General features: G+C 64.4%; 13 protein-coding genes. 4 read left to right on the top strand and 9 right to left on the bottom strand.

Annotation, left to right across the window (positions count from 1 at the left end):
* Positions 1–9: 9 nt before the first annotated feature.
* From HB778_RS17800 to HB778_RS17785, 4 genes are all read left to right on the top strand, one after another.
* Entirely contained in the window at positions 10–276 is a 267-nt protein-coding gene (locus HB778_RS17800; RefSeq protein WP_183455642.1) for a sarcosine oxidase subunit delta, read from the top strand.
* On the top strand, positions 273–3,158 hold the full coding sequence (locus HB778_RS17795) for a sarcosine oxidase subunit alpha family protein (RefSeq protein WP_183455640.1): 2,886 nt from the start codon (positions 273–275) through the stop codon (positions 3,156–3,158). The genes HB778_RS17800 and HB778_RS17795 overlap by 4 nt, the downstream gene beginning before the upstream one ends.
* On the top strand, positions 3,151–3,690 hold the full coding sequence (locus HB778_RS17790) for a hypothetical protein (protein ID WP_183455638.1): 540 nt from the start codon (positions 3,151–3,153) through the stop codon (positions 3,688–3,690). The genes HB778_RS17795 and HB778_RS17790 overlap by 8 nt, the downstream gene beginning before the upstream one ends.
* A 166-nt stretch (positions 3,691–3,856) precedes the next feature.
* Positions 3,857–4,531 (top strand): helix-turn-helix domain-containing protein, encoded by a 675-nt coding sequence (locus tag HB778_RS17785; protein ID WP_183465133.1) that lies wholly within the window; start codon positions 3,857–3,859, stop codon positions 4,529–4,531.
* Positions 4,532–4,573: 42 nt separating this feature from the next.
* On the opposite strand, the gene HB778_RS17780 is transcribed toward HB778_RS17785, so the two are convergent.
* The 9 genes from HB778_RS17780 to HB778_RS17740 all read right to left on the bottom strand — a co-directional run bounded on the left by HB778_RS17780 (position 4,574) and on the right by HB778_RS17740 (position 13,650).
* Positions 4,574–5,785 (bottom strand): epoxide hydrolase family protein, encoded by a 1,212-nt coding sequence (locus tag HB778_RS17780; RefSeq protein WP_183455636.1) that lies wholly within the window; start codon positions 5,783–5,785, stop codon positions 4,574–4,576.
* 212 nt (positions 5,786–5,997) lie between these two features.
* A complete protein-coding gene (locus tag HB778_RS17775) occupies positions 5,998–6,483 on the bottom strand; it encodes a hypothetical protein (RefSeq protein ID WP_183455634.1) in 486 nt (161 codons plus the stop codon).
* A 99-nt stretch (positions 6,484–6,582) separates the two neighbouring features.
* Positions 6,583–7,143: an FMN reductase gene (gene msuE, locus HB778_RS17770; protein ID WP_183455632.1), complete on the bottom strand. Its 561-nt coding sequence runs from the start codon at positions 7,141–7,143 to the stop codon at positions 6,583–6,585.
* Between the two features lie 64 nt (positions 7,144–7,207).
* Positions 7,208–8,455, bottom strand: coding sequence for an SfnB family sulfur acquisition oxidoreductase (locus HB778_RS17765; RefSeq protein WP_183455630.1), 1,248 nt, complete (start codon positions 8,453–8,455; stop codon positions 7,208–7,210).
* 24 nt (positions 8,456–8,479) lie between these two features.
* Positions 8,480–9,286 carry an ABC transporter ATP-binding protein gene (locus HB778_RS17760; RefSeq protein ID WP_183455628.1) on the bottom strand — a complete coding sequence of 269 codons (807 nt, stop codon included), beginning with the start codon at positions 9,284–9,286 and terminating at the stop codon, positions 8,480–8,482.
* A gap of 80 nt (positions 9,287–9,366) precedes the next feature.
* The gene (locus HB778_RS17755) at positions 9,367–10,704 is read right to left on the bottom strand and encodes an ABC transporter substrate-binding protein (RefSeq protein WP_183455626.1); all 1,338 of its coding nucleotides are present in this window, start codon (positions 10,702–10,704) and stop codon (positions 9,367–9,369) included.
* Positions 10,705–10,774: 70 nt separating this feature from the next.
* Positions 10,775–11,815, bottom strand: a complete 1,041-nt coding sequence (locus HB778_RS17750) for a branched-chain amino acid ABC transporter permease (protein ID WP_183455624.1) — start codon at positions 11,813–11,815, stop codon at positions 10,775–10,777.
* Positions 11,816–11,818: 3 nt separating this feature from the next.
* Positions 11,819–12,718, bottom strand: coding sequence for a branched-chain amino acid ABC transporter permease (locus HB778_RS17745; protein ID WP_183455622.1), 900 nt, complete (start codon positions 12,716–12,718; stop codon positions 11,819–11,821).
* Positions 12,715–13,650, bottom strand: coding sequence for an ABC transporter ATP-binding protein (locus tag HB778_RS17740; protein WP_183455620.1), 936 nt, complete (start codon positions 13,648–13,650; stop codon positions 12,715–12,717). The genes HB778_RS17745 and HB778_RS17740 overlap by 4 nt, the downstream gene beginning before the upstream one ends.
* Positions 13,651–13,719: the final 69 nt, after the last annotated feature.

Genomic DNA, 13,719 nt, shown 5'->3' with positions numbered 1-13,719 from the left:
GGTTTCTTGATGCAGCTCTTTCCTTGCCCGTTCTGCGGCCCGCGCGACGAGACCGAATTCCATTATGGCGGCGATGCCGGCAATGCCAGGCCGGATGGGGCAGACGTGCCGACCGATCGCTGGGCCGGATATCTCTATCGGCGCGGCAATCCGAAGGGCACGGCACGCGAGATCTGGGTTCACATGAGCTGCGGCGAGTTCTTCGTCATGGAGCGCGACACCGTCACGCACATGGTGCTGTCGTCGACCGCGCTTGGCGGGGAGCACGCGGCATGACCGCCTCGCGTCTCGCCACTGGCGGCAGCGCCATCGACCGCTCGCGGCCGATCCGCTTCAGCTTCGACGGCGCAACCGTCGACGGCTTCGCCGGTGATACCATCGCTTCGGCGCTGCTGGCCAATGATGTCGCGGTCGTCGGCCGCAGCTTCAAATACCACCGGCCGCGCGGCATCTGGGGCGCCGGCGTCGAGGAGCCGAACGCGCTGGTCGATGTCGGTGGCCCACAGGCGACGCCGAACACCCGCGCCACCACGGAACCGGCCCGTGACGGGCTGATGGCGAAAAGCGTCAATGCGACGCCCAATGCGCAAGCCGACCGCAACGCCTTCCTCGACCGCTTCTCGCGCTTCATTCCGGCGGCGTTCTACTACAAGACCTTCATGTGGCCGGACTGGCACATGTTCGAGCCGCGCATCCGCGCCATGGCCGGGCTGGGCAAGGTCGACACCGAATGGACCTCGTCGGGCACGGCGGACCAGATCAACCACCATTGCGATGTACTGGTGGTGGGCGCTGGCCCGGCCGGGCTGGCGGCAGCAAAACTGGCGGCCGGCGCAGGCCTTTCCGTCACGTTGGTCGATGACCAGCAAAAGCCGGGTGGATCGCTCGGCCACCGCGCCGGCGAGATCGATGGCAAGCCGGCGGCCGTGTGGATCGACGAGACGGTTGCCGAAGTCGTCGCCGGCGGCCACCTGATCCTGCCTGCGACCACCGCCTTCGGCATCTACGACCACAATCTGGTCGGGCTGAACCAGCGTCATTTCGATGGCCGGCGTGACACGCTGTTGCGTGTCCGGCCACGCCAGACCGTGCTGGCGACCGGCGCCATCGAACGGCCGCTGCCCTTCGCCAACAACGACCTGCCGGGCATCCTGTCGGCGGATGCGGCGCTCGCCTATCTCAGGCGCCATGCGGTGCTGGTCGGCCGCCGCATCGTCGTCGCGACCAACAATGACAGCGCCTATGAAGTGGCGGAGGCGGTCGCCGAGGCCGGTGCCGACGTCACGCTTGTCGACATCAGGCGTGACGGCATGCCCGACTCGCCGGCCAAGGTGCGGCTGATCAAAGGGCGTGCGCTTGCTTCCGCCAGCGGCAAGCTGCGTGTCGAGGGCGTGACGCTGGACGACGGCACCAAGCTCGATGCCGATTGCGCGTTGGTCTCGGGCGGCTGGACGCCGACCATTCATCTCTTCGGCCAGGCCAAGGGCAAGCTCGCCTGGAGCGAGACACGCGCCGCTTTCCTGCCGGGCGATCCGGTCGACGGCATTTCCGTGGCTGGCGCGGCGGCGGGTTCGGTCTCGTTGTCAGAGGTGTTCGCCAGTTCCGAGAAGGCTGTTGCACCGCTTGGCCAGGCGAAGGCAGCAGCGCCGCGCAGCACCGGACCTGAAGCGACGAGCGGCATAGCGGCTGCGTGGCCGGTGCCCGGTTCGAAGGGGCGCATCTGGATCGACTACCAGAACGACGTGACGGTGAAGGACGTCGAACTCGCGGCACGCGAAAACTTTGTCTCGGTCGAGCACCTCAAGCGCTACACGACGCTCGGCATGGCGACCGACCAGGGCAAGACCTCCAACCTGCCCGGCCTGGCGCTGATGGCCGGGATTACCGGCCGCACGGTGCCGGAGGTCGGCACCACCACCTACCGTCCGCCCTTCACGCCGGTGCCGCTGGCAAGCTTTGCCGGCGCGCGCGTTGGCGAACTGATGGCGCCGGTGCGCCGGCTGCCGCTCGAAAGCGTGCACCGCACCAGTGGCGCCGTGTTCCAGGAATATGGCGGCTGGCTGCGCCCGGCCCACTATGGCGGCCGTGAAGCCGATGCGGAGCGCGCCATCCACGACGAAGCGTTGCGCGCGCGCCGGTCGGTCGCGCTGTTCGACGGTTCGACGCTGGGCAAGATCGAGGTGATCGGGCCCAAGGCGGCCGAATTCGTCGATTTCCTCTACTACAACACCATGTCGACGCTGAAGCCGGGCCGTTGCCGCTACGGTTTCATGCTGTCGGAGAACGGCGTGGTCTTCGATGACGGCGTGCTGGTGCGGCTGGACGAGCATCGCTTCGTCGTGTCGTGCTCGTCCTCGCATGTTGCTGCCGTGCACGCCCGGCTGGAGGAATGGCGCCAGGACCGTTTCGGCCGTGACGCCGTCTATATCCACAACGCCACAGCGGACATGGCGACGCTGACCGTTTCTGGACCGAACGCCCGGAAGCTGCTGGAAACAGTCGATCTTGGCCTCTCGCTCGACGATGCCGAGCTGCCGCATATGGCGGTCGGCCACGGCAGCTATGGCGGCGACGCGGTCCGCGTCGCGCGCGTCAGCTTCACCGGCGACAGGAGCTATGAGGTGTCCATCCGCGCCGATCGCGCCGAGCCCTTGTGGGCGCATCTGCGTCAGGCCGGGCAGGCATTCGATGCCGTCATCATTGGCCTCGAAGCGCTGATGATCCTGCGCGCCGAGAAAGGCTTCATCGTCATCGGCAAGGACACGGACGGCACCACGCTGCCACACGACCTTGGTAGCGAGGGCCCGCGCGCCAAACGCCAGACCGAATATGTCGGCCGCCGCTCGTTGTTCACCGAGGAGGCGTCGCGTGGGGACCGCCTGCAGCTTGTCGGGCTGACGGTGCCGCAAGGCGGAGCGCCGCTGCCGACTGGCGCGCATGGCATCCGACGGGTCGATGGCAAGCTGCACAGCCAGGGTTTTGTCACGTCGAGCTATCAGAGCCCGACGCTTGGCCGACCGATCGCGCTCGGCCTGATCGAGCGTGGCGCGGCACGCCACGGCGAGACGATCGAAATCCAGCATCTCGGCAAGGTCCGCACGGCAACGATTGCCGCCCCTTGCGCCTTCGACCCGGCAGGGGAGCGGCTCCATGCGTGACCTCGCGGAAAAATGGTCCGTCGCACCGGACTGGCGGAACGCCACGATCGAAGTACCGGGACTCAAGATAGGCGCGGTTACCGGGCTGCACCAGCGTCTGGTCAGCGGCGACCTGGCGGCATGGGCCGAGGCATCCGGCTTCGATGGAACGGCCGTTGGCGCATTCGGCCTGGCGGAAGGCATACGCTATTCGGTCCGCATCGCGCGCGACCGCCTGCTCGCCGTGTCCACCACGCCCATCGGCATGGCCACGGGGTGGTTCCCCGAGGGATTCGCCGTGACGGAGATCAGCGCCGGATTGCAGGTGTTCGAGGTAGAAGGGCCGGCGCTTGGGGCCTTCATCGCACGCGGGACAACGCTCGATCCAAATCAGGCGAGCGCCAGCGCGGCACTGTCCTTCGCCGGTATCAGCGCCATCGTGTACCGCTATCAGGGCAGCTTGCGCATCCATCTCGACCGTGGCCTCGCCACCTATCTCTGGACATGGATGGAAACGGCCGCCGCCAACATCGCCGCCGGATCGCAGGATTAGCCGGCCACGACAGCGCCGACATCCCCGGCGGACTACCGCCCCCGGTCTCAGAGAGCTTCTCTTGCGCAAGTCGCTCGCAAGGGCTGGACGCCGTCGCGCAAGGGTTCGACTGTGTAATCTCCATTCATGAATCGACGTCGCAGTTTTGCCGGAGCAATTGCCGATCATGGTCCAAAAGCACACGAGCCGGTCATCCCTCCATCCCTGGATCGACACCGTCTGGCAAACCGTATGTTTGAGCGACGGGATTTACAAAGCCACCCCGGACGGCTCGTGGGATCTGCTCCGCAGCGTCGCGCCGGACGGAAGATCCGTGGTGTTCTTGAGCGGTCAGGCAACCGAGCCTGTCGACGTGCCATATGTCGAGGGCGAGCACTCGGTCGTCATCTCATTTGCCGCCCATGTCTATCTTGCGCGTGACAAGGAGGTGCGGACCGGCGCGGCGGTCCGTTTTCTGGATGTGGAGGAAGACGAGTTTTCATTGGGCGGCGTGAAGCTGCCTTTGCCGACATTCCTGAACGCCGAAGCTCTTGTCGATGAGATGATCGCGGCGGGGCTGCTTGCGTCCGACGACGTCGTGGCGAGGGCCTTCACCGAGAGGCCCAAGGCCGCCTCCAAACGCTCGGTGCGACAGCATTTCAAAAACACCATCGGTATTACGCAGAAGGATTTCCAGTTGATCCGCCGCGCGCAGGAGGCGGTTCGGCGCCTGAAAGCAGGCGATAGCGCCGCAGCCGTGGCTTTCGATCTTGGCTATACGGATCAACCGCACATGATCAAATCCATAAAGAAGATCATGGGTTCCCTGCCCTCAAACCTCGATGCTGTTCACAAGATCTGATGCCGGGCGAGGTTCGCTCGGCATCGGAGGTTCATGGCTGCGCTATTTCGCGACAAGCGCCGCGAATTGCTTGATGTCTTCGACATAGAACGCGGGATCTTCCCAGGCGGCGAAATGGCCCGCCTTTTCCATATCGTGAAATTGCACGACATTTCCCGAGGTCTGGCGGTCCGCCCATTCACACGGCAAGCGAACGCCGCCCGGGATCGGCACCTCAGTCGCCACCGCCACCGGCACCCCCGTGTTCTTTCCCTTGATGGTCGGCGGCTGCATCGCGTTTTGATTGTAAATGCGGAAAGACGAGGCCGCCGTTTCCGTCAGCCAGTAGATCATGATGTTGGTCAAGAGCGCGTCGCGACCAAATCTGGCATCGGCCTCGTCGCCGACCCCCATCCCGGCCATGAAGCTCATGATCCATGCGGCTAGGCCGACGGGCGAGTCGTTCATGGCGAAGGCGAGGCTTTGCGGCTTTGTCGCCTGGACCAGGTTGAAGGCGCCATGCATGAAGAACCATTGCTGGATCGCCCCGGCGTAACCCTGCTCCGGCCCGCTGAGGGCGCCAAAATCCGTGGTCTGGTCCGGGTAGCCCACATCGGTCAGGTGGGAGCCGATAAGCTTGTCCGGATGGCGCTGCGCCAGCGACATGGCGATCACCGACCCCAGATCACCGCCAGCCACGATGAAGCTGGAGTAACCCAGCACGTCATTCATCAGGTGGGCAAAAATGTCGGCCACCTTGTCGGCGGGGAGCGCCGTCCTGCCGGAGAAGCCGGTCCCTGGAATGGACGGCACGACGACGTGAAATTCCTCCGCCAGCGCATCCACGACCTTGTGGTAGCGATAGAAACTGTCCGGCCACCCATGCAGCAGAAGGATTGCCGTGGCGTCCTTCTTTCTCGACGGCTGATGGACGAAATGCAGGTCGATCCCCTCGATATCAACCTTGTAGTTCGGCAATGCGTTCAGGCTGGCTTCGGCCTTTCGCCAATCATAGTCATGGAGCCAGTAGTCGGTCAGCTTCTTCATGTAGTCGAGGTTCGTGCCAGTCATCCATCCTGCTCCGGCGGGTTCATCCGGCCAGCGGGTGTGGCGCAGGCGCGCCTTGAGATCGGCGAGCTGGTCATCGGAAATGGCGATTTTGAACGGCATCGGCTTGGCCATGGTCGTATTCTCCTGTGAGACGGCGCTGCGATCGGTGAGACCGCCGAGAAGAGCTGCCGCGATGAGGCTTTTGGCAAATTCGCGGCGGTGCATTCTCGTAGCTCCTTGTTCTTTTTCGATGGAGCCAGACTATTGGAACGGCGGCCGCGCAGATTGTAAATTTGCGCAATTCATCCAGCCGGAGCGAGCGCCCGACAGGTCTCATCCTCCCGCCCCGTTTGAGGCATGCGGGATGCGCAACAACAAGCCGTGCAGCCTTCCGTCACCTCGCCAACAGAGAGTGCGGGCGGACGACTATTCCGCTTTTAGAGTGTGAACGACCAGAACAGGCAGGCGAGCGTCGCGGCGGCGAAGATCACGAAGAACAGGCTGCGCAACAGCACGTTGCGCCGCAATTCGTTCATGACGAAGTGGCAGCCGACGACCGCCACGGCAAACAGGAACCGCCAGTTCAGCAACGCGAGCATCGCACTACCCTGGCCGAAGGCCCATCGGGCGAGGAGGCCGCCGACGATGGTGGCGAACAGCACGATCACCGTCCAGAAAATCGCGTCGGCGCAATGGGTGAGGATGATGCTGGCCGCCCTGATCGGCAGGATCATCATCAACAGCGCGCTGAAGAAAAAGACGGCGGCCAGCGGAATGAAGGTTCCGGCATCGGCGATGCCGTCGAGGCGCCTGACGCCGATCGCGCCATAGGGGTAGCCGTGCCTCGCCACCGCCAGGCTCAGCGCCATGAGCAAGGCGGTCAGGACGGCGACGAGTGCGAAGGTCGTGAGGGCTTTACTCATGGTGTTCCTGTCCCGGACGAATCAGACAGGAACTTTGTAGCGGGCGGTCGTAAATTGCACGTAAGCGAGGGTGCCGCCGGTGCGGATTTCGATCGGTTGCTATTCGGCGGCGATCCGGCCTGCCGCGCGGTTGGCCAGCACGAAGCCAACCTCGTCCACCGCCTGCGCCGCGCGCTTCAGGATCGCCTCGGAGCGCAGTACGCCGTCGGTGAAATCCTTGTCGGTGGCGTAGACGGCGGTCGGCAGGGCAAAAGCCTCGAAGAAGCCGAACAGCGGCCGCAACTGATGTTCGACGATCAAGGCGTGGCGTTCGCCGCCGCCGGTCGCGGTCAGCACGATGGGCTTTCCCCGCAACGCGGCCGGATCGATCAGGTCGAAGAAGTGCTTGAACAGACCGGTGTAGCTGCCCTTGTAGGTCGGCGAGCCGACCACCAGCACATCAGCCGCGAGGATGTGCGCCAGGATCGATTGCGCCTGGCTGTCGAGGTCGCGCGCCCACCGTGCCGTGCCCAGCGACTGGCCGACATCCTCGATGTCGTAGGTGCTGGCCGACAGGCCATGGCGCGCGGCGATGTCCCTGGTAACGAGATCGACGAAGGCGCGCGTCTTTGACGGCCGGGTGATGTTGCCGGAAAAACCGACGACTGTGGGGTTTGACATGGCAGTGGGCCTCTTGGATGTCGAAGTTTGAAGTGGCGGGCCACCCGGCCCGCCGACGGGGAAATCAGCTCCAGGCGTGCAGCGGCGGATTTTCGCCGTTTAGGAAATATTTGCCGAGGATCGAGTACTTCCAGCGTACCGGATCGTGCAGCGTGTGGGTGCGGGCATTGCGCCAATGCCTGTCGAGATTGTGCTCGGCCAGCGTCGAGCGCGTGCCGGCCAATTCGAACAGCTTGTTGGTCGCGGCAATGGCTATCTCGGTCGACAGGATTTTTGCTTCCGCGGTGACGATCTGCGCATGCGCCACCGTCTCGGCGGTCGGCTGGGCCACCGCCTTGTCGATCGCCAGGCCGGCCTTCTCCAGCAGCGCCTGCGCGGCGTGCAGGCGCAGCGTCAGGTCGCCGACCGCCTGGATGGTGTAGGGATCGTCCCAGGCATTGTCGACGCCGCTGTCGATCCAGGCGCGGCTTCTGGTCCTGACGAAGTGAACCGTTTCGTCGATGGCCGCCTGGGCGATGCCGGTGTCCACCGCCACCTGGATAATCTGGAAGATGGCACCATCAGCGGTCGGTTTGTCATAGCCCTTGTAGCCGGGCACCAGATGCGTCTTCGGCACCTTGACGTTGTCGATGATGACGGTGCCGGACAGTGTCGTGCGCTGGCCGAAGCTCGACCAGTCGTCGATGACGGTCAGGCCCGGCGCGCCACGGTCGGCGATCGCATACCAGGCGCGGCCCTCGTCATCGAGCGCCACGATCGGCACCAGATGGGCGAGCAAAGCGCCGGACGAATAGAATTTGCGGCCGTTGACGACGACATGGTCGCCGGCATCGGTGAAACGGGTCTCGAAATCGGCGGCGCGCTTGGAGCCGAACTCGGAAAAGGCATTGCCGAACCGCGTGCCCTTCAGCGCTTCGGCAAACAGCAGTTTCTGCTGTTCCGCGTCGGAGACGGTGCGGATGGCAGCGATGACGCCGAGATGGTTCTGGGCGATCTGGCCGATGGAGGAATCCGCCGCCGAAATGATCTCGATCACCTTGGCCAGCGTCACGTAGGAGACTTCCGGCCCGCCGAAGGCCTTGGGCACATTGATCGACCACAGGCCGCTTTGCGAGAAGGCGTCGAGTTCGGCGACCGGCCAGATGCGCTCGCGATCACGCCTGGACGAATCCTTGACGAATTCGGCGGCGAGCGCATGGGCGACCGCGATCGCCTCGGCATCGTCCTTGATGATGTGGGCCGGCGCCGACGGCCTTGCGACCGGCGGCACGGCGGCGGAGGCGTGGTCTGTCTTGACGGTCGAGACGGTCATTTCATTGCTCCTTGATATCTGATTTCAGGCAACGGCATGGAGATGGGCTGGTTTGGCAGCCGGCGATGGCTGTTGGCCGGTGGTCGATTGACCGAGATAGAAGGCGCGCACGTCCTCGCGCTGGCGAAGATCGGCGGCCGCGCCGGAGAGAACGGAGACGCCGTTTTCGAGCACCGTGGCATGGTCGGCATATCGCAGCGCGACAGCGGAGTTCTGCTCAGCGACGAGGATCGACAGGCCGGTCTCGCGGTTCAGTTTCCTCAGCGTCTGAAAGATGTCCTGGACGATGAGCGGGGCGAGCCCCATTGACGGTTCGTCGAGAACCAGCAGGCGCGGCCGCGACATCAGCGCCCGGCCGATCGCCGTCATCTGCTGCTCGCCGCCAGAGGTCAGGCCGGACAATGTCCGGCGCTTCTCCTTCAGCCGGGGGAAATAACCGTAGATCCGCTCAAGATCCTGATTGATCTCGGTACGGCGGCCGCTGCGGCCGATGCCACCGGCGACCAGGTTTTCCTCGACGGTGAGGCTCTTGAAGCAGTGACGGCCCTCGAGCACCGGAACCAGGCCGGCGCGCACGAGATCGCCGGGCTTGCGGCGCGAGACATCGGCGCCTTCATAGCGGATGGTACCGGCGTTGACCTGGCCGCGCTCGGCCGGCAGCAGGTTGGAGACGGCCTTCAGCGTGGTGGTCTTGCCGGCGCCATTGGCGCCGAGCAGCGCCAGGATCTCGCCGCGCCGGATCTCGAAGGAGACACCATGCAGCGCCGTGATGGCGTGGTTATATGTGGCATGGACCGTATCCACCGCAAGGATGACGTCATTGTCCGGCATGGGCTCTTCTTCCGCGGTTCGAGGAACCGTAAAGGGCCGGGCGCCGCGGAAAGTTCTCCGTGGCGCCCGGCATTGGCTGATCAGTTGGTGGTCACGGCGTTGGCATCATCGGCGGTGCGCAGCTTGATGCCCTTCTCGGCGGCATAGGCCTCGGCGGACTTCTCGATGATCGGCCGCAGCAGCGCCCAGTCCGGTGCGATCCAGTCAGAGACGACATTCCACTTCTTGCCGTCCCACTGCTGGAAGGTCACGTAGCCTTCGCCCTCGTGATTGTCCCAGCTGACATTGATCGAGTGGAACAGGTCCTTGGCGCCGAGCGCTTCGACCTTGGCCGGATCGAGCTTGAGGTGTTCGAAGCCCCAGCGGACTTCGTCGCCGGTCAGTGTGCGGTGGCCAAACTTCTCCTGCGCGACGCGGATCGCCTCGACATTGAGGATGCCGTTGACGATGCCGAGATTGTGGTAGACCGAGCCGATGCGCGACTTGTCTTCGAGGTTGCCCTTACCGGCGCCGTAGACCGTCTTCACGATCTCCTGCACCACCGGATAGGAATTGCCGGAGGCCTGGGTGGTGATGGCGGTGTAGCCCTTGGCGGCGTCACCGGCCGGGATGACGTCCTCTTCGGAATTCGACCAGACATTGCCGACGATATGGTCGACTGGATAGCCGACCTTGACCGCCGTCTTCAGCGCCACCGGATTCATCACGCCCCAGCCGCGCAGGACGACGAAGTCCGGCTTGGCGCGGCGGATGGTCAGCCATTGCGACTGCTGCTCGTTGCCGGGATGCGGCACTTCGATCTGCTGCACCGTGAAGCCGTATTTCTGCGCCAGCAATTCATAGATCGGAATGGTCTCCTTGCCGTAGGGCGAGCCGTGATAGAGCACGACGATCTTCTTGCCCTTGAGCTTGTCGATGCCGCCTTCCTTGGAGGCGATGTAGTTCACGATGCCTGATGTCTCGCTGTAGGGATTGAGCAGCAGCGGGAAGACGTAAGGGAAAACACGTCCGTCGGTGGAGTCGGTGCGGCCGTGATTGACCGTGATCAGCGGCACCTTGTCGGCGGTGATGCGGTCGATCATGGCATAGGCGATGCCGACCGAGAGCGGGTTCCAGGCGGCAGCGCCGGCATGGCTCTTCTGCCGCTCGTAGCATTCGACGCCGCGCTCGACCTCATACTGGGTCTCGCATTCGTCCCAGGTCAGCTTGACGCCATTGACGCCGCCGTCGCGGATGTTGATGAGGTTGAGATAGTCGATGAAGCCGCCGAAGAAGCCGGTGCCGCCGGCCGCATAGGGTCCGACGCGATAGCTCTGCAGCGGGAAATATTGTTCGTCGGCGTGGGCGGCGGGCAAGGCCACCGACACGATCATCGCCGCGGACAGCGCCGCCGCCTTGATTGTGCTGAGGAAGGTCATTGTCAGGATACTCCCGGTATGGGCCGTCTTGGTTCGGCCTCTGGTTCATTTTCAGATGCGAATGCGGGGCTCAGGTCGATTGCCAGGCGAACAGGAGCCGTCTTCGGACCCTGTCCCACAGGGCCGCCAGCCCGTCCGGTTCAAGGATCAGAAACAGGATGATGAGGGCGCCAAGCACGATCCGCTGGCTCATGTCGAGCACGCCCGAGTCAAAGACATCGCCGAGCAGGAAGCCGCCGAGACGGGACAAGCCAAGCGGAAAGACGACGATGAGGGCGGCGCCGAAGAAGGCGCCACGGATCGAAGCGAGGCCGCCAATGATGATGATGAACAGTATCTGGAACGAGCGGTCGAGATCGAAGCCGGCCGGCTCCACGGTCCGCAGATAAGCGAAGGCCCAGATGACGCCGGCGACGCCGATAATGAAGGACGAGATGGCGAAGGCCAGAAGCTTGGTCTTCAGCACCGGTATGCCGATGATGCGGGCGGCGGTCTCGTTGTCGCGAATGGCGATGAAATTGCGCCCGGTCTGCGACGACACCAGCCGATAGGCGAGGAAGGTGAGGATGCTGACGATGGTCAGCGCAAAGAGATAGCGGCCGACGGCACCGTCGAACGCGAAGCCTGAAATCGACAGCTTCGGCGCGTCGATGACACCGGACGCCGAGTCGTTGGAAAACCAGCTGAACTTGGTCAGCGCCCATTGCACGAAGAACTGCGCGGCAAGCGTCGAAACGGCGAGATAAAAACCCTTCAGCCGAAGGCTGGGCAGGCCGAAGACGATGCCGATCGCGGCGGCGACGATGCCGGCGAGAAAGATGCTGCCGATCAGCGGCAGGCCTTCGACCCGCAGGTTGAAATTATAGGCGGCGAAGGCGCCTGCCGCCATGAAGGCGGCGCTGCCCAGCGAAACCTGGCCGGCATAGCCAGTGAGGATGTTCAAACCCACCCCGGCAAGGCTGAGCGCCAGGAACGGCAGCAGGATGGCCTCGAACAGATAGCTCGAGCCGATCAGCGGCACGACGCCATAGGCGAAGGCGAGCAGCAGCACGGGCACGATCCATTTCGGCAGGACGGGCGCGGAGGAGAAATCGCTTGTGATCGCGGTCATGGCTCAGACCCTCTCCACGAGCTTCTGGCCGAACAGGCCGGAGGGACGGATCAGGAGGAAGACGAGCGCTACGACATAGGCGAACCAGCTCTCGATGCCGCCGCCAAAATAGTCGCCGATATAGACCTCGGCGAGCTTCTCGCTGGCGCCGATCAAGAGCCCGCCGACGATGGCGCCGAGAATGGAATCGAAGCCGCCGAGCACCAGCACCGGCAGCGCCTTGAGCACCACCAGCGACAATGAGAACTGTACGCCGAGGCGGGCGCCCCAGAGCAGTCCCGCCACCAAGGCGACGAGACCGGCGGCAGCCCAGACGGTGGCCCAGATCAGCGGCAGCCGCAGGCCAACCGCAAGGGCGGCGAACTGGTCGTCCGCGACGGCGCGGAAGGAGAGACCGATGCGGGTGTAGCGGAAGAACAGCGACAGCAAGAGAACCATGCCGGCGGCGACCACCGCCGCGAAAATGTCGAACTGGCTGATCAGCACGCCGCCGACTTCGAGCGGCACGTCCTCGATGCCGAGGTCGAGGCCATGGACCTGCGTGCCCCAGATCAGCTGGGCGGCGCCCTCGATGATGTAGGAGAGGCCGAGTGTTGCCATGAACAGCGTGATCGGCGGCTTGTTGGTGAGCGGCCTCAGCACCGTGCGCTCGATGGCGATGCCGATCGCCACCATGACGGCGAAGGTGGCAACCAAGGCCAGAGCGAACGGCACACCGCGTTCGACGAGGCTGACGAAGGTGAGTGCCGCGAACAGGAGCAGCGCGCCTTGCGCGAAATTGAGCACGCCTGATGTCTTGTAGATCAGCACGAAGCCGATCGCGACCAGCGAGTACATGACGCCGGAGAGCAGGCCGCCGACGAGCACCTCGATGAAGAACTGGTAGTCGAAATCGGCGATCATATGCCTGCCCCGTCCTCATTGTCGGAGGCGACTCCGAGATAGGCATCGATGACGCGCTGGTCGTTGCGGACTTCATCCGGCGTGGCGTCGGCGATCTTGCGGCCGTAGTCGAGAACGGCGATGCGGTCGGAGAGGCCCATGACGACGCCGACATCGTGCTCGATCAGCACCACGGTGGTGGCGAAGCGGTCGCGCGCAGCGCGCACGAAACCCGCCATCTCGCTTTTCTCGCTGGCGGTCATGCCGGCCATCGGTTCGTCGAGCAGAAGCAGGCGCGGTTGCGCGACCAAAGCGCGGGCCAGTTCGACGCGCTTCTGCAGCCCGTAAGGCAGCGTGCCGGCGAGACGATCGCGAACCCCCGTGAGATCGAGGAATTCGAGGATCTGGTTGGCGCGGCTCAAGGAGTCGCGCCGCTCGCCACGCGAGCGGCCGATGCCCAGCACCTGGCCGGCGAAATTGGAACGGACCTTGTAGGCGAGGCCGGACGCGACATTGTCGAGGACGCTGAGGCCCTTGAACAGAGCAAGGTTCTGAAAGGTCCTGGCTACGCCGAGATGCGCCAGCCGTTGCGTCGGCACCTGGGCATAGCTGATGCCGTCGAGCAGGACATGGCCACGGTCCGGCCGGTAGACACCGCTGATGACGTTGATCAGCGAGCTCTTGCCGGCGCCGTTCGGGCCGATGATGGCGCGGATTTCGCCTGATAGAACCGACAGGTCGATATCGGCCAGTGCGACGACGCCACCGAACGACAGGCCGATGCCCTGAAGCGAGAGCAGCGGAGCAGCGGCGGCCGTGACAGCCCCCGTCGGCTCGGCGCTGCCTTCGGACGGCCGCGCGGGACGGACTGCCGACGGCAGGCCGCGCGCGAAGACTTCCGGCGCATAGACCGAGGCCTCCATCATTCCAAGGGCATAACTGGCCAACGGCATTCCAATCGTCCTCGATTGCTTCAGCAGGCGCAAAGCCTCGTTGACGCTCGATGGATCGAGCGCGCCTGG

Origin of the sequence: Mesorhizobium huakuii (assembly GCF_014189455.1) — a bacterium.
Taxonomy (GTDB): domain Bacteria; phylum Pseudomonadota; class Alphaproteobacteria; order Rhizobiales; family Rhizobiaceae; genus Mesorhizobium; species Mesorhizobium huakuii_A.
This window is presented reverse-complemented; position numbering and strand designations above follow the sequence as displayed.

Coding starts and splice junctions, on each gene's coding strand:
- HB778_RS17740 (WP_183455620.1), bottom strand. CDS start 13,650: ATGCCGTTGGCCAGTTATGCCCTTGGAATGATGGAGGCCTCGGTCTAT.
- HB778_RS17785 (WP_183465133.1), top strand. CDS start 3,857: ATGGTCCAAAAGCACACGAGCCGGTCATCCCTCCATCCCTGGATCGAC.
- msuE (WP_183455632.1), bottom strand. CDS start 7,143: ATGTCAAACCCCACAGTCGTCGGTTTTTCCGGCAACATCACCCGGCCG.
- HB778_RS17795 (WP_183455640.1), top strand. CDS start 273: ATGACCGCCTCGCGTCTCGCCACTGGCGGCAGCGCCATCGACCGCTCG.
- HB778_RS17780 (WP_183455636.1), bottom strand. CDS start 5,785: ATGCACCGCCGCGAATTTGCCAAAAGCCTCATCGCGGCAGCTCTTCTC.
- HB778_RS17775 (WP_183455634.1), bottom strand. CDS start 6,483: ATGAGTAAAGCCCTCACGACCTTCGCACTCGTCGCCGTCCTGACCGCC.
- HB778_RS17745 (WP_183455622.1), bottom strand. CDS start 12,718: ATGATCGCCGATTTCGACTACCAGTTCTTCATCGAGGTGCTCGTCGGC.
- HB778_RS17755 (WP_183455626.1), bottom strand. CDS start 10,704: ATGACCTTCCTCAGCACAATCAAGGCGGCGGCGCTGTCCGCGGCGATG.
- HB778_RS17790 (WP_183455638.1), top strand. CDS start 3,151: ATGCGTGACCTCGCGGAAAAATGGTCCGTCGCACCGGACTGGCGGAAC.
- HB778_RS17800 (WP_183455642.1), top strand. CDS start 10: ATGCAGCTCTTTCCTTGCCCGTTCTGCGGCCCGCGCGACGAGACCGAA.
- HB778_RS17760 (WP_183455628.1), bottom strand. CDS start 9,286: ATGCCGGACAATGACGTCATCCTTGCGGTGGATACGGTCCATGCCACA.
- HB778_RS17750 (WP_183455624.1), bottom strand. CDS start 11,815: ATGACCGCGATCACAAGCGATTTCTCCTCCGCGCCCGTCCTGCCGAAA.
- HB778_RS17765 (WP_183455630.1), bottom strand. CDS start 8,455: ATGACCGTCTCGACCGTCAAGACAGACCACGCCTCCGCCGCCGTGCCG.